At 48.0% G+C, this 21,732-nt stretch carries 20 protein-coding genes; 6 read left to right on the forward strand and 14 right to left on the reverse strand.

Annotated elements, in window-relative coordinates; translation table 11 throughout:
- Window positions 1-106: 106 nt before the first annotated feature.
- From RID09_RS16720 to holA, 5 genes are all read right to left on the reverse strand, one after another.
- Window positions 107-469 carry a Lin0512 family protein gene (locus RID09_RS16720; protein ID WP_446337059.1) on the reverse strand — a complete coding sequence of 121 codons (363 nt, stop codon included), beginning with the start codon at window positions 467-469 and terminating at the stop codon, window positions 107-109.
- Between the two features lie 58 nt (window positions 470-527).
- Window positions 528-965, reverse strand: a complete 438-nt coding sequence (gene ureE / locus RID09_RS16725; protein WP_446337060.1) for an urease accessory protein UreE — start codon at window positions 963-965, stop codon at window positions 528-530.
- Window positions 966-991: 26 nt separating this feature from the next.
- Complete coding sequence (locus RID09_RS16730) at window positions 992-1,462, reverse strand: DUF4168 domain-containing protein (protein WP_446337061.1); 471 nt, start codon at window positions 1,460-1,462, stop codon at window positions 992-994.
- Window positions 1,463-1,577: 115 nt separating this feature from the next.
- A complete protein-coding gene (locus RID09_RS16735; RefSeq protein WP_446337062.1) occupies window positions 1,578-2,060 on the reverse strand; it encodes a DUF4168 domain-containing protein in 483 nt (160 codons plus the stop codon).
- A 216-nt stretch (window positions 2,061-2,276) separates the two neighbouring features.
- Window positions 2,277-3,257 (reverse strand): DNA polymerase III subunit delta, encoded by a 981-nt coding sequence (gene holA, locus RID09_RS16740; protein ID WP_446337063.1) that lies wholly within the window; start codon window positions 3,255-3,257, stop codon window positions 2,277-2,279.
- Between the two features lie 33 nt (window positions 3,258-3,290).
- Here holA and RID09_RS16745 point away from each other — a divergent pair, with 33 nt between their 5' ends.
- Window positions 3,291-4,079 carry a DUF1868 domain-containing protein gene (locus tag RID09_RS16745; RefSeq protein WP_446337064.1) on the forward strand — a complete coding sequence of 263 codons (789 nt, stop codon included), beginning with the start codon at window positions 3,291-3,293 and terminating at the stop codon, window positions 4,077-4,079.
- 94 nt (window positions 4,080-4,173) lie between these two features.
- Window positions 4,174-5,496, forward strand: a complete 1,323-nt coding sequence (locus RID09_RS16750; protein WP_446337065.1) for an IS200/IS605 family accessory protein TnpB-related protein — start codon at window positions 4,174-4,176, stop codon at window positions 5,494-5,496.
- Window positions 5,497-5,599: 103 nt separating this feature from the next.
- On the opposite strand, the gene aroF is transcribed toward RID09_RS16750, so the two are convergent.
- From aroF to RID09_RS16775, 5 genes are all read right to left on the reverse strand, one after another.
- Window positions 5,600-6,658, reverse strand: coding sequence for a 3-deoxy-7-phosphoheptulonate synthase (aroF, locus tag RID09_RS16755; RefSeq protein ID WP_446337066.1), 1,059 nt, complete (start codon window positions 6,656-6,658; stop codon window positions 5,600-5,602).
- Between the two features lie 133 nt (window positions 6,659-6,791).
- Entirely contained in the window at window positions 6,792-7,268 is a 477-nt protein-coding gene (locus tag RID09_RS16760; RefSeq protein ID WP_446337067.1) for a photosystem II biosynthesis protein, read from the reverse strand.
- A gap of 16 nt (window positions 7,269-7,284) precedes the next feature.
- The gene (gene rpsO, locus RID09_RS16765) at window positions 7,285-7,554 is read right to left on the reverse strand and encodes a 30S ribosomal protein S15 (protein WP_446337068.1); all 270 of its coding nucleotides are present in this window, start codon (window positions 7,552-7,554) and stop codon (window positions 7,285-7,287) included.
- A 93-nt stretch (window positions 7,555-7,647) separates the two neighbouring features.
- Window positions 7,648-8,082: a Holliday junction resolvase RuvX gene (ruvX, locus tag RID09_RS16770; RefSeq protein WP_446337109.1), complete on the reverse strand. Its 435-nt coding sequence runs from the start codon at window positions 8,080-8,082 to the stop codon at window positions 7,648-7,650.
- Window positions 8,083-8,156: 74 nt separating this feature from the next.
- Complete coding sequence (locus RID09_RS16775) at window positions 8,157-9,401, reverse strand: GNAT family N-acetyltransferase (RefSeq protein ID WP_446337069.1); 1,245 nt, start codon at window positions 9,399-9,401, stop codon at window positions 8,157-8,159.
- Between the two features lie 357 nt (window positions 9,402-9,758).
- Between RID09_RS16775 and cruF the strand changes: the two genes are divergently transcribed.
- The gene (gene cruF / locus RID09_RS16780; protein WP_446337070.1) at window positions 9,759-10,697 is read left to right on the forward strand and encodes a gamma-carotene 1'-hydroxylase CruF; all 939 of its coding nucleotides are present in this window, start codon (window positions 9,759-9,761) and stop codon (window positions 10,695-10,697) included.
- A gap of 43 nt (window positions 10,698-10,740) precedes the next feature.
- Window positions 10,741-11,913, forward strand: coding sequence for a 2'-O-glycosyltransferase CruG (gene cruG / locus RID09_RS16785; protein ID WP_446337071.1), 1,173 nt, complete (start codon window positions 10,741-10,743; stop codon window positions 11,911-11,913).
- Window positions 11,914-12,071: 158 nt separating this feature from the next.
- On the opposite strand, the gene rnhA is transcribed toward cruG, so the two are convergent.
- Entirely contained in the window at window positions 12,072-12,971 is a 900-nt protein-coding gene (gene rnhA, locus RID09_RS16790) for a ribonuclease HI (RefSeq protein ID WP_446337072.1), read from the reverse strand.
- A 366-nt stretch (window positions 12,972-13,337) separates the two neighbouring features.
- Between rnhA and RID09_RS16795 the strand changes: the two genes are divergently transcribed.
- Window positions 13,338-15,461 (forward strand): DNA polymerase III subunit gamma/tau, encoded by a 2,124-nt coding sequence (locus tag RID09_RS16795; protein ID WP_446337073.1) that lies wholly within the window; start codon window positions 13,338-13,340, stop codon window positions 15,459-15,461.
- A 160-nt stretch (window positions 15,462-15,621) separates the two neighbouring features.
- On the opposite strand, the gene RID09_RS16800 is transcribed toward RID09_RS16795, so the two are convergent.
- A complete protein-coding gene (locus RID09_RS16800) occupies window positions 15,622-17,040 on the reverse strand; it encodes a glycosyltransferase (protein ID WP_446337074.1) in 1,419 nt (472 codons plus the stop codon).
- Between the two features lie 135 nt (window positions 17,041-17,175).
- Here RID09_RS16800 and RID09_RS16805 point away from each other — a divergent pair, with 135 nt between their 5' ends.
- On the forward strand, window positions 17,176-18,393 hold the full coding sequence (locus RID09_RS16805; RefSeq protein WP_446337075.1) for a bifunctional sterol desaturase/short chain dehydrogenase: 1,218 nt from the start codon (window positions 17,176-17,178) through the stop codon (window positions 18,391-18,393).
- Between the two features lie 93 nt (window positions 18,394-18,486).
- Here the strand turns inward: RID09_RS16805 and RID09_RS16810 are convergent, their stop codons facing one another.
- Complete coding sequence (locus tag RID09_RS16810) at window positions 18,487-19,767, reverse strand: glycosyltransferase family 4 protein (protein ID WP_446337076.1); 1,281 nt, start codon at window positions 19,765-19,767, stop codon at window positions 18,487-18,489.
- Window positions 19,768-20,109: 342 nt separating this feature from the next.
- Window positions 20,110-21,732 (reverse strand): glycosyltransferase family 39 protein, encoded by a 1,623-nt coding sequence (locus tag RID09_RS16815; protein WP_446337077.1) that lies wholly within the window; start codon window positions 21,730-21,732, stop codon window positions 20,110-20,112.

Raw genomic sequence — 21,732 nt, forward strand, 5'->3', positions numbered from 1 at the left:
ACTCGGGTTTTTATGGGTGAGTTACGGCAGATATCTCATTAAATGCTCATTTGACAAGATTAAACTTCCGCCTAACCCACCCAACACAAAATGAATAGTTTCTTCATTAAGTTTCCACTAAAACGGTAACGGCGGCAACAGCAATTAGCATTTCGTCATTTTTATCATTGAGTTCAGGAATGGCTCGACCTTGAACCACCATTCCACCCGATTGTACGGTGAGTGATTTGCGACCAAAGGGTAACATGGCGAGAACCTCCTCCTGTCGCACTTGTTCCGGGTAAGGTACAGCGACTTGCACTTCCACAATCATTTGATTGGGATCGCTCAAACCCGCAACTTCCCAGACACCGGGTAAAGCGTTGTGCGCGATCGCGTTCCGCACAGCCCTAGATGCAGCGACAGTGGGTTCCTGTCCATGTTGGTCTACCCCCATACCCATTTCAATAATCAAACGTTTGCGAGTCATAGCAACTGTTATATCCTAAATAATGCATAACTTGTATTTTGTGACATACTCCCGACACTTATCTGTGATGGTGATACGCGCCAATTTCGGGTTGAAAGGGGACAATTTCTGGCTTCACCTCCACGCCTAACTGATTGAGCATCGCCTGTAAAACGGGGTCAGGTGATAAGCGTAAATAGTGGGGAGTGAGTTCTAAGGGGACATGGCGATTACCCAGATGATAAGCAGCTCGCAGTAAACTCAGAGGATTGGAGGAAGTAATGGTTAAAACAGGTTCGGGTTTCGCCGCAATCTGAACCACCACCTCACCTGTCTGTGATTGGAGTAAATCCCCATCGTTGAGGATAGTCCCTCTCGGTAAACGCAGATACAAACTTTGACCCTCTGGGGTTTCAAAGCGGTAGCGCGTCCGGGTGCGTTCCTCTGCGGTGAGGGAAAGTGTAAAATTAACGGAGATTTCTGTTGCTGAGTTCAATCGTTGCGTCAACATCAGCATAAATCGCCCAACTTGTCAAGCTAAAGTTACCGTTGCAGGCGAATCAGTTCATTCTGAATTTGCCGTTGTAAATCAGGGTCTAATTGGGCAGTATAAGTCATGGCGTTAAATTGAGCCATGCTGAATCCCTGGCTTTCGCCAAGTTCTTTGGCGGTGTTGCAGTAGTTGACTGCAATTCCTTGAACATCAGAAGGGAGTTCTTTGAGGGAATCGGGTTGGGTACAGGTAATACTAGGAATCTGCTCTTGATTCATCTGTTGCTGAATTTCGCTGAAGGCAGTCTGACGGCTACCTTCTATCGCCAGAAGCGCCTTGGCGTAATTTTTGATGTCCTCTTCAGTGATGGTTTCGGCTGGCAATGGGGAGATAGAGGGACTAGCCTCTGGATTGGAGTTAGATGCACATCCAGAGAGGATGAAGGCGAGTGCGGCGATACAACTCGTCCAGGGAATCCTATAGGTTTGCGATCGCGCCTGTATGGGCATGGAATCCGACAAAGTAGCTTTATTTTGACAGGTGTTGACCCTTTGGAACTCAATAAAACTCAGGGTTCGATGTTTTATCTATAGAGTTCCTTACCGAGGGTTATCATACCACAAGAGTGGTTGATCGTTACCTTGATTCTTGCTGTCTTTGTAATGCATCTTGAATCCGTTGTCGTAAATTACCATCTTTTTCCGCCAGACGTGTAATTTGGTTGAATCGAGAGGGGGTTAAATAATTGTTGACCAACGCCGAAGCTTGGTTACAATAATTGTTGGCAATTGCTCGCGCCTCCTGAGACGGCAGTTGATTGATGGTTTCTGATCGATGACACTGGATATCGGGAATGTTGCCATTTACGATTTTTTTAATTTCGTTATAGGCAACTTGACGTAGGGGTTCCATCGATAAAACCGCTCGAGCGTATTTGTTGATATCATCCTCTGGAACGGCTTGTTGAGCATGGACAGCACGGTTGAAGTCCAAGGTTAGGGACTCTCGGGCAAGTTCGGGGATGAACCCAGACAGTAAACCCAAGGTGGTTAGTGCCGTTACAATCAGTGGACGAGAGAAACGAGTCAAATGAGGGTGATTACAGTAAAACGTAATCATGACGATTGCAAATAATTAAAAGTACACAACAAAACCCACAGTGGGCTTGTTTTTCCTGAACTATTTTAGGGGATAGAAGTTCCGCTATTTAGAGATAAGGGGGTAGCTGAGCTGGGGAGCTGGGGGAGCTGGGGGAGCTGGGGGAGCTGGGGAAGTTAACTCAAAACTCTAACCTATTCCCTATTCCCTATTCCCTGACGAATGACGAATGACAAATCAACAGCAAATTTGGCACAGTTTGATCACCTGGGTTTGCAGGGTGGAGAGTTCATCAGCACCTCGTTTGAGGCTGACATCTAACTCTAGCAGGACTCGTAAAGTTGCGGTTAACTGATCTAGACTAAGGTGCTGCACCTCTTTTTTCAGGAAGTAAATACGCTTGGGGTTACCGACTTCGGCGGCGGTAGCAATGACTTTTATATCCTTTTCCCCTTGAGTGATCATTAGCTTGACCCATAACCAGGTGCGAAACTGTCCCACGAGGGTGGCGACGATTCGTAATGGGTGTTCGTTGTTGTTGATTAAGTCAGCAATGAGTCCCAAGGCTTTGGTGGTATCGCCTTTGAGAATACTCTCGGCTAGTTGTAGGCTATTGTGAGTTGTGGTGGTGACTAATGCAGCAACAGCGCGTTCATCTAAGCTAGTTGTCCCATCGCCCGCGTAAAGGCGTAACTTGTCCAGTTCGTTGGCAAGTTGACGGGTATTGTTACCCACCGCATCGGCGAGGAGTTCAGCCGCTAGGGGAGTGAGTTTAACGCCAGTGGTTTGGGCGTAGGATTTAACCTGTTGGACTAATTCCTCGGTTTTCCAGGGGGGGATTAGGGGAAATTCTCGGATTTGGGCGTGTTCTTGTAGCAGCTTGGTGGACTTGAGTCGTTTATCAGGTCGATGATGAGTGGTGAGCAGTAATATAGATTCTGGCGGAATAGCGGGGAGAGTGCGTCCGAGTTCAGCGAGTACTTTGTCGGAACAGTTCTGGCAAACGATGGTATCGACTAACCAGACTAATCGTTTTCCCATTCCAAATGGGGGAGTCATCGCCTGATTGAGTCCCTGAATGAGGGCGTCGGGTTGGTCTGGGGGAATTTTATCATAGTTAAAACTGAGCCAGTTAGAGTCGAGGACGGACTGGCGTAGTTCGTTTACGGCTTGATTCAGGGCAAAGTCATTATCTCCCCAATAAAGATAAATTGGCATAAGGACGTTTAGCGCATTCGGAGGAAATTCAACGTGGATGATACCTATCCAACCTATATCAATCGGGTGGCGAGGATGACTGTATCTGATAGTTATCACTCTCAGTTACCCAATATCCAGGAGTCACCTAAGTTTGAGCGTCTGGCTGATGGCACAACCAAGGCGGTTAATTTTCCAGGATACACGGTGATGACGCCACCATGGGAGGATGAGTCAGAGAATGAGGGGTTTTATAGCAGTTTGCAGGAGTTACAACGGATATTAGAGAAGGAATTTAAATCGAGTTTAATGCTATCGCTTCCGCCTGAGAGTTTTCATTTAACCCTAGCGGATTTAATTTGGGAGAATAGTTATCGGGATACGGTGCAGGATAATCCGGAGTTTGATCAGCAACTTCAGGAACGAATTGGGGAGAGTTTTGAGCAATATAAGGGGTTGTATAGGAATCCCTATCCTATATGCTGGCAGTTTTTCGGCGTGATTGTCATGCCGCGTGCGATTGGGGTTTGTTTGGTGCCAAAAGATGAGGAGTCTTACAAACGAGTGGTTGAGTTCCGGCGCTGTCTTTATCAAAATCCGGGATTGATTGGTTTGGGAGTTGAGCAGCAGTACCATTTTACGGCGCATATTACCCTAGGATACTTCGGGGAAATTCCAGCGCAGCTTGAGCGCGATCGCATCAGTAGTATGTTATCGGATTTGAATGAGCAATGGTTAGCTAAAGATGTTAATTCGTTTTGGGTTAAGCGGGCTCAATTGCGGAAGTTTGATAATATGACCCATTTTTATCGCGAATCGGATTTTCCGGTTGTTGAGTTTTGAGTGTCAGGATGAGATGATAGCAAAGCCTAAAAGTTATGTGATTCCTAGACTTCAGTTTTAGTGTTTTGTCGTTGTTCACTGCTATGATCATTGTATGGGTAACTTGATTGTACGCACAGATCGGTGGCTATTAGCCCCGACACCCGAACAAGTGAAGCACTTAGAGCGAACTGAGAAGATGTATCGTTCTTATGCTCGTGCCTTGATTGGTGTAGTCTTCACTCATTTCGACCAAATCATGAGTGCAGAGTCTTCCTGTGCGGCAACGGAACGACTCATTCATGCCACCAAAAACAATCCCAATCCTCGCTATCAATACTTCGGACGGAATTTCTACAAGTTTCCGTCCTATCTGCGTCGAGCCATTATTCAAGGGGCTATCGGGCAAGTCTCTAGTTTTGTAACTTGTTATTCCCGATGGCAACAGGGACGACGCTCAAAAACAACAGCATCACCTCCAACACTCAATGCCGTTACTAATCTGCACGTTGTTCTGTACAGAGGGCAGTGCATTCTGTTCGAGGAAGATGCCGTTCAGATTAAGGTCTACAACGGCAAGGAATGGGTTTGGGAAAAAATAGCAGTTGTCCAACGCCGAGAGCGTCACAACCTCCCTAACTCCAAAAGTCTGTCACCTTCATTGGTGATGAATCACAAGGGAGTGTTTCTTGCTATCCCATTCGAGGTCACACCACCCAAGCTGGGAAAACCCCAGAAAGTATGTGGTGTTGACCTGGGACTGAATACAATTGCAGTAGCTTCAATCGTGAGTCCTGACGGCACTGTGACTGCACGCCGATTTTTTAATGACTGTGCAGCCGACATAGACCGAAGAGACAAGCGATTGCAGGCTATTCGCCACAAGGCTCGTTTGACCATGAGAAAAACGGGCAAACTGTGCCATCGTTTTTGCCAATCGATTTACCGCAAGGCTCACAACATCAACCGCCAAATCTGCCAGTTGGTTTCTAGGCAACTGGTGAATTGGGCAGTGGAGCATGGAGCCGAGGTTATCGTTTTGGAGAACCTCAAGGGCTGGCGACCTAAGGGCGGAAAGAGAGGCTCTAGCTTGCGTCAGAGATTTCACGGTTGGATGAAGAGTCGCTTGGCTCAACTCATCACCGAGAAATTTGAAGAACTGGGTGGCAAGGTCGAATTTGTCTTTGCTCGTGGCACATCTAGCAATGCGTTTGATGGCTCTGGGGCTGTAAAACGTTCCAAGTCTAACTATGCATTGGCTACGTTTCGGACTGGGAAGCAGTACAACGCCGACCTTAGTGCTAGCTACAACATAGCAGCTAGGTATTGGCTTAAAACCATTAAAGCCACTCGGAGAAATCGCAGTGGGTCTGTTCCGGGCGGAAGTTCCCGGACGGAACCGAGAATACCGGGTCTACTCTGTCATTTATGGAGCTAGACGCCACGCTTCTATTCGTAAGAATGAAGCGTGGAGTATTCACTCAAAGAACAAGGACACGGCATTGCCGTGCCCCTAAGATATCACTGATGTTTTCAAACACTTATACCATCGCCATCGCGGGTTCGTGCCAACGCCCAACGGCTTTACCAATCACCGCCATTTCTGTGACTAAGCTATCAAAGCTATCCGGTGTCAGGGATTGGGGTCCATCGGATAATGCTTTGGCTGGATTGGGATGAACTTCAATCATTAACGAATCTGCACCGGCTGCGATTGCGGCTTTTGCCATCGTTGGCACATACTCAAACCAACCCGTACCGTGACTTGGGTCAATCATAATCGGCAAATGGGTGAGCGATCGCAAAACAGGTAACACTGATAAATCTAGGGTATTGCGGGCATATTTCCGGTCGAATCCTCGTATTCCCCGTTCACACAGAATCACATTAGGATTCCCAGCCGCTAAAACATACTCCGCCGCCATTAACCATTCATCAATGGTTGCCGACATTCCCCGCTTCAACAACACCGGTTTATCCTGGGCGCCTACTTTTTTCAACAGGGAGAAATTCTGCATATTGCGGGCACCGACTTGCACCACATCGGCGACTTCGGAAATTTTATCCACATCCGCTGTATCCATGACTTCGGTAATGATCCCCAAACCCGAAGCCTCCCGCGCGGCGGCGAGTAACTCTAAGGCGCTTTCTCCATGTCCTTGGAATGAATAGGGCGAAGTCCGAGGTTTATAAGCACCCCCCCGCAAAAATCGAGCGCCCGCCGCTTTTACCCGACGTGCTGTCTCGACAATCATCTCTTCGTTTTCTACCGAACAAGGACCTGCTACCAGCACCACCGGATGATTCTCGCCAAAGGTAACGGGTCCATCGGGTGTTGATACCACAACTTCGCCAGCTTCCCCATTACGATACTCACGGCTTGCCCGTTTAAAGGGTTTCTCAACCCGCAGGACTTCTTCTATCCAAGGGCTAATTTCCTGAATTTGCAGGGGGTCTAAAGCCGCCGTTTCACCAACTAAACCGATAACAACCTTGTGTTTACCCACAATCGGTTCCGGAGTCAGACCCTGTTCGCTGAGTTCCTGACTAATGCGATCGATTTCGGCTTCTGGAGAGCCGACTTTCATGACTACAATCATAAGTTTTAAGGTTTAAGTTTTCAATTGGGGAAGTTTTAAGTTTTGAGTTTTGAGTTAACTCCCTCATCTTCCTTCCCCTGTTCCTGGAACTCCTGTCCTCCCGCGAGCCCTGGCAATCTTACCGAAAGCTGGGCTAACTTTTTTTAGCCTCTCTCGCCTCACGCCATGCTGATGTGAGTCGTCCTAGGTTGGTTGTGAATTCCTGCCAACCCAGTAGTGTTCCGGGGATGTCTTCTTCCCAGGATGCGGAAAGGACGCCATAGCTCAAGCCCAACACCCCTAAGCCAAAAAAGCCCATACTTACCAGAACCACAGCGACATTGGGTAATTTGATCTCCAGGTTGACCACCAGAAGATAGCTGACCACAAATGAGAGAATCCCCAACGCTGTCGGAATACCGCACAGCAACGCCATGCGGCGTACCATACGCTTACTCACCTGATCAGGGATAGCCATCGACTCAGAACTGGAAGCCCTGGGTTTATCGGGTTTCGCTTTTGGTTTCGCCTCCGCTTTACTGGCTACAGGTTTTGCCTGTGGTTTCGACTTTTTTTTGCGCTTCTGGCTCGGCTCAAAGGGTAAAGGATTGCGGGAGGGTTGATCAGACATAAGCTTTAATTGGTGTCTAGCCGCGAATACCTAAGCGCTTGATCAAGGCTTGGTAGTGTTCAGGATCGCTTGCACGAATATAACTGAGTAAGCGCTTGCGCTGACCAATCATCTTTAATAATCCCCGACGGGAGGCATGATCCTTTTTATTGGCTTGTAGATGTGTACTCAAACGACTAATGCGATCGCTGAGCATAGCAACTTGCACATCTGCCGAACCCGTGTCGGTTTCATGAGTTTGATAGCTCTCAATAATTTCTTGTTTGCGTTCTTGGGTTAAAGCCATGGATAAACGTTCGTTGGTATAATCCAGCAGTTTTTCATCTTATCACTTTTCCGGCTTGATGGTACTCGCTCCTTGAGAAGCAAGCTACATGGTTCATGGTTCACGGCTTGAGCGACGAGTATCCAGCCACTGTTGGAGTATGATTGCTGCGGCTTTGCGGTCAATCAGAGCTTTATGGCGAGAGGGCGCAAGCTTCTCGGCGTGAAGTAACTGTTCTGCTTCAACGGAGGTTAACCGCTCATCCACATATTCTACGGGTAATTGTAGGGCAGCACTCAAACGACGAGCATACTTTTGCACCTGTCGCGCCTGAAATCCCAGGGTTCCGTTCATTGAATAGGGTAGCCCAATAACTAGAACCTGAACCTCGCGTTGTTCTACGAGTTCTCCCAACTGTGATACATCCTGCTCAAAGGATGTTCGCTTGATTGTGGTTAAACCTGTAGCAATTAAACCGGTGCCATCGCATCCGGCGACACCAATGCGCTTACTACCAACATCTAAGCCTAAGGCTGAGATTTTCTGCATCATTGTGAAAAGAGTCCCTACACAAGCGCCATACCCTCTTTCCAAAGGGTGAAAACGCAAAACTCAAAACTCCCCTAGTCAGCATCTGTAGAATCGGCTGGAGGTTGAATATCCTTCTCCTTCGACTTCTGTTTTGACGAGGGATTGGTTCCATTGGTCTTAGAAGCCGCGTTAGGTTGTTTGGAGAGGGATTCCCACCAGGAGATACGGCTGGGGATGGGAGTACGGGCTGGCTGGAGTCCCTGAAGCACTTCTGATAACTGTAACCCCTCTAATTTCTTCGCTTCCCGGAGTTTATGCCAGACTGAACGAGACATGAGCAGAGTATGCTCGATTCTCTGAGCCTCTAACTGTTCCAGGTAGTCTTCTCGTTCCGGTTGATAGTCGGCTGAAGCCAGATGTAATGACTGGGCAGGATATTGTTGGCTAATCCGTGCCATTTGTGAGAATAACTCTGGATACAGGCAAGTGTAGGCAGGGTGAACGGTGAGCTGGGCTTCGTGGGATCGACTTCCATCTCGGCAAAGGGTGAGTTGAAAATAACCAATAGCCGCTTTCCGCTGGGATTCAAACACATAAGCGTTGATTACTTCAGTGCGATTGAACCACTGCTGGAGTGTCGAGACTAGCGATCGCATAAACCCTGTTTTAAAATCCTCGATATGGCGGTCAAAAACTTGACGCACTAACGGAGGCATGGACGCTGTATCTAGCTGATACAAGAGTTGGGCATCAGCATTGCTCACGGGGAGCAAGTTGGGTAAATCGGGTTCGCGATCGGCTAGTTTAGCTAGAGTACTATCATTAATTTCCCAATATGTCAATTGCGCTAGGGGTTGAAATCCGTTGTGCCGATACAGTGCCAGGGTATCTTTATTATGGATATTGACTTCTAGTAACCAGGTGCGGGCTTCCCAGATGGTCTCGAAGCAATGGCGCAAGAGTGCGGATCCCGTTTCGAGTTTGGCGGGTTTATTACTTGCTCGAGAAGACTGATCAGGAGTAACTAACACCTGTTCCACGCGCCAAGTACTGCGAGTCCGATTAAAGGGCGAGACTTTAATTAATCCCCGCAACTGCTGAAATTGTTCAGCCACATAGAAACAAAAATCATACTGGCAAGGATTCGGGAACCAATTCAAAAGCATCAGCAACCCATACCAGCGTCGAACCTGCTGAAGTTTGCGAATGAAGGTTAACGAACAGCTATTACACTCTTGCTCCGTTGCTTGAGTAGTAAGCTGCTCAATTCTCTCCAAATCGCCGTATTGAATTGGACGAATGACAGTCTTCGCGTTTTCCGGAACAGGTGAAGTCATTTTGAGTAAAGATGCTAGGAAGCCAACAGCAGACAAGAGCAACTTTTTTGCCCTGTAACAAACAGTGACAAGATTAAGGTTACTGCCCTGCCAATATATTAACGATTTTCCCGCCCTGTTCATGGGGACAAGGGAACGGGGACAAGGGAACGGGCACAAGGGAACGGGGAAAATTTCCCCCCTCACCCTCATCATTCACACAGGGGTACTAGGGACTTTTTTCGTAAACATTTGTAAACTATTAATCATTGCTGCTTGTATACCCGCAAACCACTATTGCCTTGCTGCATCTGAATCGGAATGCTGTGTCTTGCCGCTAAGACAAGTCGGGGGTTTTCACCATTTTAGGAGTTTCTCATGAAGCAACTGATCAAAATTGAGCGCTTTTTGTTGATAGGTCATATTGGGGCTATGGCATTTGGACTGGCAGGTCTACTGCTGGTTTTGCCTCACCCGGAATGGATTCTCAGCTTACCACCACAGGGAAAAACCGTATTTCAATGGTCAATGGCTGGGGGTGGAGTCGTCTATATTATTTTGGGGGCACTAGCTGTCGCGATTTATGCCTACCGAACTCTGGGACTGTGGCAATGGTTAACGTTCATGGTACCGGCTATTGTCATTTCCTTGGCAAGTGAACTCCTAGGAACGAGTACAGGTTTCCCTTTTGGACACTATGGTTACTTAAATGGCTTAGGCTATAAAATCGCCGATCTTGTCCCGTTTACGATTCCCTTATCCTGGTTTTATTTAGGATTGGTGTCTTATCTATTGGCTCGTGTGGGGTTAGAGGCTAGAGTAGCGACAAACAGGTCAGTCAGTTGGTTACGTCACTTCGGTGCGATCGCGATTGGTGCTGTCTTACTCACCTCTTGGGACTTCGTTCTTGACCCCGCGATGAGCCAAGCCGCTGTCCCCTTCTGGTTATGGGAGCAACCGGGTGCCTTTTTTGGGATGCCGTATCAGAATTTTGCTGGCTGGTTGGGAACAGGTGCTGTATTTATGACGGTCGCGACTCTATTTTGGCAGAAAACGCCAATGGCATTGTCTAGAAGCCAATTGGGATTACCCTTAGCCGTTTATCTGAGCAACTTTGTCTTTGCGGCTGTGATGAGTATCGGTGCCCAAATATGGGTACCTATCGGCTTAGGCATTCTGTTGGGTGTTGTTCCCGCCGTGGTATTGTGGCGGATGGCAACGACTGCACCGACACCGAATACCGTTGAACAAGCACTACGCGATCGCACTCCAGAGGAGAAAGTGCCTGTAGCATCTATGGGAGTTTCACCTAAGTAATCAGGCTCCCCCTACCCCTCCACACCTCTGCCCCTGTGCTTAAATGATATTTGCCCTCATCCTATTACTGATCCAGATCCCCGCTACTTTAATCCTGCTCTCACGCCTGCTCAAAGGTCCAGGGCGTCGTCCTCCCGTAGAAGCCAAGCTCCCTACCCCCGATCAGTTGGGGGCGGTTAGTGTGGTGGTGCCTACACTCAATGAACGAGAACGGCTCAATCCTTGTCTAATAGGCTTAAGTCAGCAGAGTTACGAAGTACGCGAAATTATTGTGGTGGATTCTCACTCCACCGATGGCACACCGGAGTTAGTCAAAGATGCCCAAATCAAAGATCCACGATTTCGGCTGATGACCGATGACCCATTGCCACCGGACTGGGTAGGACGCCCTTGGGCATTACATCAGGGCTATTTGCACAGTTGTCCCGATAGTCAGTGGATTTTGGGTATAGATGCGGATACCCAACCCCAACCTGGATTAGTGGCGGGGTTAATTCATATCGCTGAAACCTTAGGGTTTGACCTGGTGTCTCTATCACCGCGATTTATTCTCCAGTATCCGGGGGAATGGTGGCTACAACCGGCGCTGCTGATGACGTTGGTCTATCGATTTGGTCCGACAGGTATCACTAGCAATCCCGCCGAACGGGTGATGGCAAATGGGCAGTGTTTTTTATGTCGCCGACAGGTTTTAACTCAACTCGATGGTTATAGCAGCGCCAAGGGTTCATTTTGTGATGATGTGACCCTAGCGCGATATGCCGCCAAACAGGGATTTAAGGTGGGGTTTTTGGATGGTGCTAATGTGCTCAAAGTTCGTATGTATGAGGGCGCTTGGGCTACCTGGCGGGAGTGGGGGCGATCGCTCGATTTAAAGGATGCTTCTAGTCCGGGTCAACTCTGGAGTGATGTATGGCTGCTGCTGAGTACTCAGGCGTTGCCTCTACCTGCCTCTTTAGTGGCTTTGGTGAGTTTGAGCCTGGGCATATCTTCACCCGTCCTCATGAGTGTCCTAGGGTTAAATCTAGGGTTACTGGTAATGCGCTGGGCATTAGTTGGCGCGATCGCTCGTTCTTATGATTTCACTCCATCCTCATCCCCCGCATCTTGGCTATTCTGGCTTTCTCCTTTGGCTGACCCCTTAGCCGTGCTGCGGATTTTCCTGTCCGCTAGGCAAAGACCAAAACAGTGGCGGGGGCGGATTTATGGGAGTTAGGAATGGGAAGATGGAGTAGATGAGGGAGTCGGGGCGGGCGCGAGTCGCATCCCTTGTGAGGTGAGAAACGATAATCGTCAAAAGAGCCCCTACAGGCTCAAAACTCACGCGCCATGCCCTATGCGCCAAGTGAAGGTCAAAACGTCCCCAATCCCTAACTACTCTTCATCACCAGATCTAACTTGGTCTACCCGTTCTAACTGCCATAGAATCTGATTGCCTTCACGCCGCACTCGCGAGACAATCCAGTTGCGCCAGGGCCAATGATCTCCCCGACTGGTGACTGCACTGGCATTGATATCCATTAAATCGGCTAGTTCGGAACTACTAATTAGATAGCCCTCACTAGCGATTTCATCAGCAATGCGTAGGGTTTCGATTAAGTTTCCCAGTTGAGCAACTCTAACTTCGCGGGGTAACTCGTCATTGGAAGTGTTTGGTGAATCCGGTACATCTATCATCGGTTTTTCAGAGGTAGGAAGGACCTGTGGTACATCTTTGTAAACTACCTCAAAAGTGGTCTTTTCATCTGATACCCCTGTTACGGGTGTCTTCCGCGTGGGGGTGCTGGAATTACCAAAGTCCGACAGTTGTGTTAATCTGGGAGATTTACCGTGGGCAAAAGCATTAGCAATTTGATCACAACGCTCATTGCCTTGATTACCACTGTGTCCCCGTACATGTTGCCAAGTGACGAGGGGAGAATTGACCGCATCTAGTTTTTCCCATAAATCTTGATTTAAAACGGCTTTTCCCTGAGAGGTTTTCCAGCCTTTGTTTTTCCAGCCCTTAATCCATTTGGTAATGCCGTTCTTGACGTATTCACTATCCGTGTAGAGGGTAATCGGGTGAGTGTTTCCCGATCTCTGAAGCAGTATCAGGGCTTCAATCGCTGCCAAGAGTTCCATACGGTTATTGGTGGTTTTTGTCGTAGCCCCCCCGATTTCATGCACAGAACCATCGGTAAAATACACAACCGTACCCCAGCCACCTGGACCTGGATTGCCAGTACAGGCTCCATCAGTATAAACACTTTTGATTTGACGAGTTACAAGCATTGTTTTGCATTATGAGTAGACTCCTAAATGGTTTTAGCAGAGTTCCTACCCCATCGGCACAACGGGTGATCAATGAGTTTTGAGTCTGTAGGGGCGGGTTTTACTGATAACGTTCCGGATAAAGCCACCTGAATCGCGAGGGGCTACCTCTTCAACGAAGTAAGAGGTAGGGGGATAGCTACCTGAACTAAACCCGCCCCGACTCATCCTTCGCTTCGTTAGTCGGACATGATTTTGAGTTAGGATCTCAAGTGACAATGATAGATAGTACAATTGTTCATCCTCCCCATCTCCCCCTGCTTCCCCTGCTTCCCCTGCTTCCCCTGCTCCCCCATATCTCCCAGAACCCTTACATCCTGAAGCCGCGTGAGTTACGAACCCCTCCATCACAAATATCGCCCTCAGACGTTTGCCGATTTAGTCGGTCAAGAAGCGATCGCGCAAACTCTCACGAATGCTATTGTTCAAGAGAAAGTAGCCCCAGCTTATTTGTTCTGTGGCCCCAGAGGTACGGGTAAAACCTCGTCAGCGCGGATTTTAGCTAAGTCCCTTAACTGTCTGACTACCGATAAGCCAACGCCTCAGCCTTGCGGTACCTGTGACGTTTGCCGCACAATCGCTCAAGGAACCGCCCTGGATATCACCGAAATTGACGCGGCGAGTAATACGGGTGTGGATAATATTCGCGAAATCATCGAACGCGCCCAATTTGCCCCGGTTCAATGTCGCTATAAGGTGTATGTGGTGGATGAGTGTCACATGCTTAGCAGTGCGGCGTTCAATGCATTACTCAAAACCTTAGAAGAACCGCCGAAACATGTTGTTTTTGTCTTAGCTACGACCGATCCCCAACGAGTTTTACCCACAATTATTTCTCGCTGTCAACGGTTTGATTTTCGCCGCATTCCGTTAGCGGCAATGGTCAAGCATCTTCAGGTTATTGCCACCAAAGAAACCATAAATATTACAACGGATGCAATTACCTTGGTAGCACAAGTGGCGCAAGGGGGATTGCGAGATGCCGAGAGTCTGCTGGATCAACTCAGCTTGTTAGCCGGAGAAATAACCGTTGAGTGTATCTGGGATTTAGTCGGGGCAGTACCCGAACGAGACTTGCTAGCACTGAGTCAAGCGATCGCGAGTAATGATGCTCAAGTCGTTCTCGATTGTTGCCGCAATTTAATGGATAGGGGACGAGAACCTTTAGTTGTGCTGCAAAATTTAGCCGGATTTTATCGGGATTTACTTATTGCGAAAACTGCACCCAATCGTCAAAATTTAGTGGCTGTCACACCGCCTACCTGGAAACAGTTATGCGAATTTGCTCAAACTTTGGATACTGCGGATATTTTACGCGGACAGCAACACTTAAAAGCCAGTGAAGCACAAGTAAAAAATACAACGCAACCGCGCCTATGGCTAGAAGTCACCCTGTTAGGTTTATTACCCGACGCTCTACGGGTTGAACCCGGGGCAACTCAGACGCGATCGCACCAGCCACCGTCACAGGTTAGCCAACCGAAAACACAGCCGCCAGAACCTCAACACCGGACTCAACCTACCTCCCCACCCCCTGCTGCGGCGAATCAAACACCAGCCGCGAAACCTATTTCCCAAATTCCTGAAACTCAACCGCCACCCCAGGTAAAAGCATCGGAGTCACCTCCTCCATCTTCCAATAACGGGACAGTTCCCTCTATTCCTGTTCCAGAACAATCGGCTGATACAGAACAAATTTGGCAACAGATTATTGAAAATTTGCGACCCTATAGTGCCAAAGAATTCTTGCGTCAGCATGGTGATTTAGTGAGTTTTGATGGAACAGTGGCACAGATAGGGATCACAACTAAACCCTTGTTAAAGTATGCCAAAGATAATCTGCAGAATATTCAAGCAGCATTTGAAGCTGTGTATCAGAAACCTATCAAAGTAAACTTCACAGTTATAGGGGGGAAATCGGCTAAACCAACGGCGACGAATCGGGAAGTTGTTACCCCTTCAGAGTCTAAATTGTCGTCAAATGTAGAAGACGAGACGCCTAAGGAAGATAAGAGAGAGATAGAAGAAGAAGATAGAGGAATGGTTATTCCTCAACCCGAAAGTCACCTACCCCAACCGAATCAAACTTTGTCTGATAGGGCTGAGGAAAATATGCCAATTTCCCTACCTCAATCTTCGATATCAGCACCTATAGACGCCGGAGAGTGGGATGAGGAAAAAATACAGGATGCCGTAACGACTATAACAAAATTTTTCAGTGGGAATGTTATTACTCTAGATGACGAATTGAATATGCCGGAGTTGGAGGCGAGTTCATCTACAGAGGACACGAAGCAAATGCATTCCCTTCAATCTCAGTCCTTTAATGATACGGCATCAACGGCAATTCAAGAGAAACCAACGCCAGGAAAAACGCCGGATAATTCTACTCTATTATTCCAGAGACCTGATACATTGGAATACGATAATGACGGTGATATTGCGTTTTAGTTATTTGTCAAGGGAACAGAGTATAGGGAATGATGATTGTTTAGCCGGATTTGATATCACTTAGTAGGGGCGGGTTTAGTCACTTATGGGTGCACCCGAAAAGATAGTAGTGAAAGTGAGCCCCTACACAAGCGCCAGGTTCGCTGAACGAAGCGAAGGGTCAAAACTCAAAGCTTTCCTTCTCCGTGCCTTGATGCACGGTTTTCACCCATTTTAATCGCTTGGGCCGCACGGACATGCGAGCCGTTGTTGCTGACATCACCACCATCCAATGCAGCATGTATAGAACACCGCGTACTGTTTGCAAGGCATGGAGAAATACAGTGCCGACTGTCAAAGGTTCATCCCGTTGAATCCGACGCAATCCCGTAAACATGCCGATGAAAGATAGAGTCAGCGCTAATCCTGTAATCGGACTATAAAGGGGTAAACGAGAGCGAAGCAGCGCCATTAAACAATCAGGTATAGCTGCCGTTGGCAATAGGTACTGAATAATTAAAAATGAGAATAAATCGATGGTTTTGCCAAAACCCAAACGATTACTCGCAATCAGACGCCAGTAATCTAAATAACGCTGATATCCCCCTTCTGCCCAACGACTACGCTGATGCCAGAGGGATAGGGCGCTAGTCACCCCTTCCTCATCCACCGCCGGGAATTCTAGGAAACGAATATCCCATCTATCCAGGTGCAGGCGTATGGTTAAATCCAGGTCATCGGTAATGGTTTGCTCATTCCAGCCGCCACAGCGTTCTAATGCCAAACGGCGCACAAACTGACCATTTCCCCGCAGTTCACCAATCCCATCAATGGCAGTTCGTTGCTGTTGGAAATAGCTATCCAGCGCCATTTCTGCCATCTGTCCTTTTGTCCAGAAATTCAGGGATGCATTCGCGATTGCTTTTCGTACCTGTACCGCCCCAACTTTTGACTGATTAAAGATTGGCAGCACTCGCCGCAGCAGATCTGTGGTCAGATGAGCATCGGCATCAAATACGCCAATAATTTCCCCTTTTGTCAGGGGTAATACCTGATTCAACGCTCCGGATTTACCCCCTGTCGCGTTCCCATCGCGATGAAATACATTTAACTGATCGTATTCTGCCGCGAGTTGCTCTAAGAGGATGGGGGTTTTATCGGTACTGTGATCATTAATTACCCAGAGTTCGCAGCGTTCTTTGGGGTAATCTAAATTGCACAGCATTCTCACCAGGTTCTGAATCACCGCCTCTTCATTTTTAGCCGCTACCAGTAAGGACACATAGGGAAAATCAGCCGGATTGTCTCCCTGTAGCGGTTTCGGCACTCTGAGGGGTCGCGCCACTAATACCCGTATCGCCTGAATACCCAACAGTGCGGTTAAACCAAAGACTAACCAAGAACCCCAGGATAGAAGATGCAGAGTAATTGTCCCACCCCAAATCAGGGTTAGCGCCAACGCCGCTTTGCGTCGTCGCCCTTCGAGTCCCTGAAAGAAAAAGTCACTTTCAAAATCATCTTCAGACCACTCAGACAGCAGAGAGCTAAGGGGATCAAGCTCACTGCTATGATTATTCTCTGTCCAGGAGTTCTCTGGCATAAGCTCCTTGATTTCTCCACCCACACAAATTGTATCTAATTGTATCTTATTTCGTTAATTTTTTTATACTTTGAGGAGTATGCTCTAGGATTTTAACGTTTGCTCTTTCTGAATGGGTGAGGATATAGCATTTGTATGGTGATGTCTTTTGTGAGTACAGCAGCATGGGGACTGGGTTCTGTCCTGTGGGTGGAACTAATCCGCGATTTTTATCACATCCTGTCCCATCATTGGACGCCCTTATATCGGTTGCATGTCTGGCACCATCGGGTATTCAAACCGGATTTAACGTCGGTTAGTGAGCAAATTTATCGCCAAGCTCATTGGTACAATGATTTACCGGAATCCCTGGTCATGTTGCTGTTTAGCCTAGGACTGTGGGGGGTAGCTTATATCTGGACACAACCCCATTGGGTGGCTTTGGCGGGCGTTGTCTATACCTTAAGCTTTTTAGGAGGTGCGATCGCGCGGGGGAGTGGACTCTCCGGTGCGGATGAATTAACCGACTTAACTCATCGTCCGGGACAATTCTTTACTCCTCCCTCAAACTGGACGGTAAATCGCCCCTATCATTGGCGACATCACTTTGATAACCAAAAGGCGTATTATTGTGGCACATTGACCTTCGTCGATAAACTTATGGGTACCGCGCTATCCCTGAAAGGTAAAACTGTAGCCGTTACCGGGGCGTCTGGCACATTGGGGCGATCGCTGTTGTATCATTTGCACCAACGGGGGGCTAAAGTTATCGCATTAACCTCAAAGTCAGACCCGATCATTTTAACGGCAGAGGGCGAACCGCTATCGGTGAAAACGATAACTTGGCAGGTGGGAAACGAATCTGACTTAACGGCTGAGTTAGAATCGATTGATATTCTGATCCTCAATCATGGGATTAACGTCCATGGGGAGAGAACCGCTGACGCGATCGCGAAATCTTATGAGGTGAATACATTCTCCAGTTGGCGGTTACTAGAATTATTTTTGCAGACCGTTCGCACCAATCAAGATATTGCCCGCAAGGAAGTGTGGGTCAATACCTCAGAAGCCGAAGTCAGTCCAGCCGTCAGTCCTCTGTATGAATTAAGCAAACGGGCATTAGGGGATTTAGTCACATTACGCCGCTTAGATGCGCCTTGTGTGGTACGGAAGCTGATTTTGGGACCGTTTAAGAGTAATCTCAATCCCATTGGCGTCATGTCTGCTGATTGGGTGGCACAACAAATTGTTAACTTAGCGGTGCGAGATGTCCGGAATATTATCGTCACGATTAATCCGCTAACCTTTTTGGCATTTCCGATTAAAGAGTTTTTTGTCAGTCTGTATTTCCGACTCTTTAGTCACAAGGGATAGGGAAGCAGGGGTGTAGGGGCGGGTTTTACAGATAACTCATGGCTACACACGGATAACTGAACTAAACCCGCCCTTCTCTGGGAAGCATCACATTTAGGATAGGTTTGAGCTATCACTAAAAAGGAAATCGCGCAATTGCTTGCCTACTGCCTCTAGAGAAAAGCTAGTTTCGACTCGATGTCGGGCACGTTTCCCTAACTCACACCGCCAAGCTGGATCATCGAGAACTCGACCGAGAGCCAGTGCTAGGGCGGTTGCGTCTTCGCGAGGGACAATCAGTCCCCCTGATAACTCACCCTTCTCCAGAATATCAGGTACACCGGGCGCATCAGTAGCCACGACGGGTAAACCACAAGCCATGGCTTCTAGAGGGGCAACGGGGAAACCTTCATGGCGAGACGCAAGGGTATAAATGTCAGCGGCAGAAAGATAATTGCGGATAGCGGTGCGATCCAGGATGTATTCGTTGATCCAGATTACACCGGGTAACTCCATTTGTGAAATCCGTTGACGCAGTTGATCCGCATCGCTACCAGTGCCCACCAGCAGTAGCCGCAAGTCTCGTTCTGGGCGGTGGTGACAAACCTGTTCCCAAGCCGTGGTTAGGATATCGAGTCCCTTACGACGCAGGTCAATTCGCCCATGCCAAACCACCACCTCAGCCTCTGGTGGGATTCCTAGGGTTGCTCTGGTGGTCACGCGATCGCCCTCATCCCATATACTCAAATCTAAGGGGTTGAAAATCGGGGCTATTTTGCTCGAAGGTACACCATACCGAGACTGCACTCGCTGGACTTCCGTCTGGGTGGCGACAATTAAACCAGCGCAAGCTTGCATGGAGAATGGACGCAGGGGACGTTCCAGGCGACTCATCTGGAAATCTCCCCCCTGAAACGTGGCAAATACGGGTAAGCCGATTAATTGCCCTAACAGTACACACATATCAAAGCGAGCATATTCGTATTCTTGACATAAAATCGCCTGACAGCCTTCCTGGCGTAGTTCGTGGGCGAGTATCCTCAAGGGCGTAGCGAGGTAGGGGGCAATGTCTCGTAGTACGGCTGATAACAGGTAACTCGCACCTCGAACCATGCGGCGGTGGATAGCGCGATAGCGTTTAGGGGCAGGCAGTACACAGATCGTCGCACCTGTTGGTAAGTGGGTATAGCGTGTCGGTGTACTCACCTGGGCTGAAATGCAGAATAATACCGTCCGCACGCCAGCAAGTTGCAAGGCGTCGATGTAGCCGAACATCCAGCCCCCTGTCATTTCCTGACAGAATCCCTCAAAGGAGATGCCAATACTGTCGAGAAAGTCTTCAATTAGATCGCCCCAATGCAGTAATGCGATCGCGGGTTTGGGCTGGGTGTTCATTATCGGGGTAATTACAAACAAGTAAGAGTGTACTAGAGCTTTTATAGTTCCCAACTAAAAATGTCGATTAGTGATTGGTTGATGTGATTGAACCGCAGGACTGCTGCAACCAAGAGGATTGCTATGAGAAGATAAGTTGTGGTGTGAGAACCGTTTATTTTCATGGCGCAGCTTTATGCTTAATCTTGGTTACTGGAGTTTAGACTATGATAGCCCTGGAGGATAAAACTACGATCAATGGTTTGCTGCTCTATCCAGCCGTTTGCTGCCAGGATGTGTCCCAATTTCTAATACTTGTTGTGGAAACTGAAGCGACTCTCATCAAGAACAGCAGCAAAAAGATTAGATATCGCCGATAAAAACGTCTGAGGGAATAATCTGATAAATGACCCAGTCACCGCTTTCTTGGGTGAGATTACAACTACGCTCGATATGCTCAGCCAGCATTGGGTAATGATTCCAGATACGCTTTTTATGCCGATTAACAATACCCAGCCAGTCAGCACCCTGATTTCGCAGTTCATTGAATAGTCGGATGGCTTCTTGGTCATCTTCAGGGAGTTCACCCCAAGATTTATCGGGTTCAGCCGGTGGAAATACCCATCCCCGCCTTCGGCTATAGTAAATCGCCACCGGATCACCTAAATTATTTGCCAAAGTAATTACAAGTTCCTCCGGTTGGGAAATCTCTCGCAGAGCAAGTCCAAGTGTATAACTTTCTTGAGCGTAGGGAAGATACATCCACCTCAAATTCCAATGAGCAAATCCACCAATGATCAGTAGTATGACGGCTACAGTTGCTAGTGAAGCAGCCGACGCGGAAGGTACTGCACGACGTCGAGAACGCGCTATTCGGTTGGTGAAGGCTGCGATCGCCATAATTGCATTCCCGGCTAGTGCTGCGGCTGCGGGGTTTATCAGGTGAAGGTTCCAGGGATTGCCAACCAACTCCTTGGCTCCAATAAAATAATAAATAGCAAAAGCTAACATCCACCAATGAAATAACCATGGAGCTTTTTGTAAGTCACCTACTGAGTGTTGATCAGAGTCCGCCTTTTCATGGAGGGGATGAAGGAATAAACCAAAAAACACAAGAGCGATTATCGGTTCAGTCCACATCCAACCATTGAGATGTCGCCCCAGTTGGAGCAAAAATAATTTTTCGTTTAACCAATTCTCTAACCCATAGTCCCACAGCCAATTTCCAGAACCTGCAAAATGATAGGGTGGATAGGAGAGGGAAAGATGTCTTGCCCAAAGGTAATAAGTGATAACGGGTAAGAGTGTGATCACCGCAGCAACACCAATCGTGACTAGCTTCTTCGGGTGCAACATCCGCTTGCGATTGAGAATCGTTAGCATTGCATACAGCATGGGAATGCCGATAATTAAGCCTGGAATTTTCGTTAAGAAGCCCAAAATACCGAATAAACTTGCAAGTATTAGATAGCGCAGGCGTTCGGTTTGGCAGTAAGCTACTAACATCCAGACACTGGTTGTGACTAGAGCAACCATTGCGGGATCAGGAAGGAATGAGCGTTCAACGAAAACGCTTCCCGGTAACAGCGCCATAACTGCAGCACCGACGAGAGCATATTCTTCATTCCACACGCGACGGATCAATTTGTAGAGAGCAAAAATACCCCACAAGCCAAACAGTACAGCGATACTACGCCCAACCCAATCCTGTTGACCGACAATTGTATAAAACAGCGCAGCCAGGTAGGTTACAGTTTGAAATTCACGTCCTTGGTAGTTTGGACCAGGACCTGTCCAATTCACCTCTGGGTAGAAGATATTCCAATTACGGCGGTAGAAGTTTTCCGCCATCATAGCCGTACTAGCCTGTCGCCAACTGAACATATCCGTGAAGGGTTGGCTAATGTGATTAAACCGTAGAATTGCTGCGGTAATCAGGATTGCCAGAAGCAGATACCTTGTCGTGCGGGAACCAGCTATTTTCAT

Source organism: Coleofasciculus sp. G1-WW12-02, assembly GCF_040219735.1.
Classification (GTDB): domain Bacteria; phylum Cyanobacteriota; class Cyanobacteriia; order Cyanobacteriales; family Coleofasciculaceae; genus Coleofasciculus.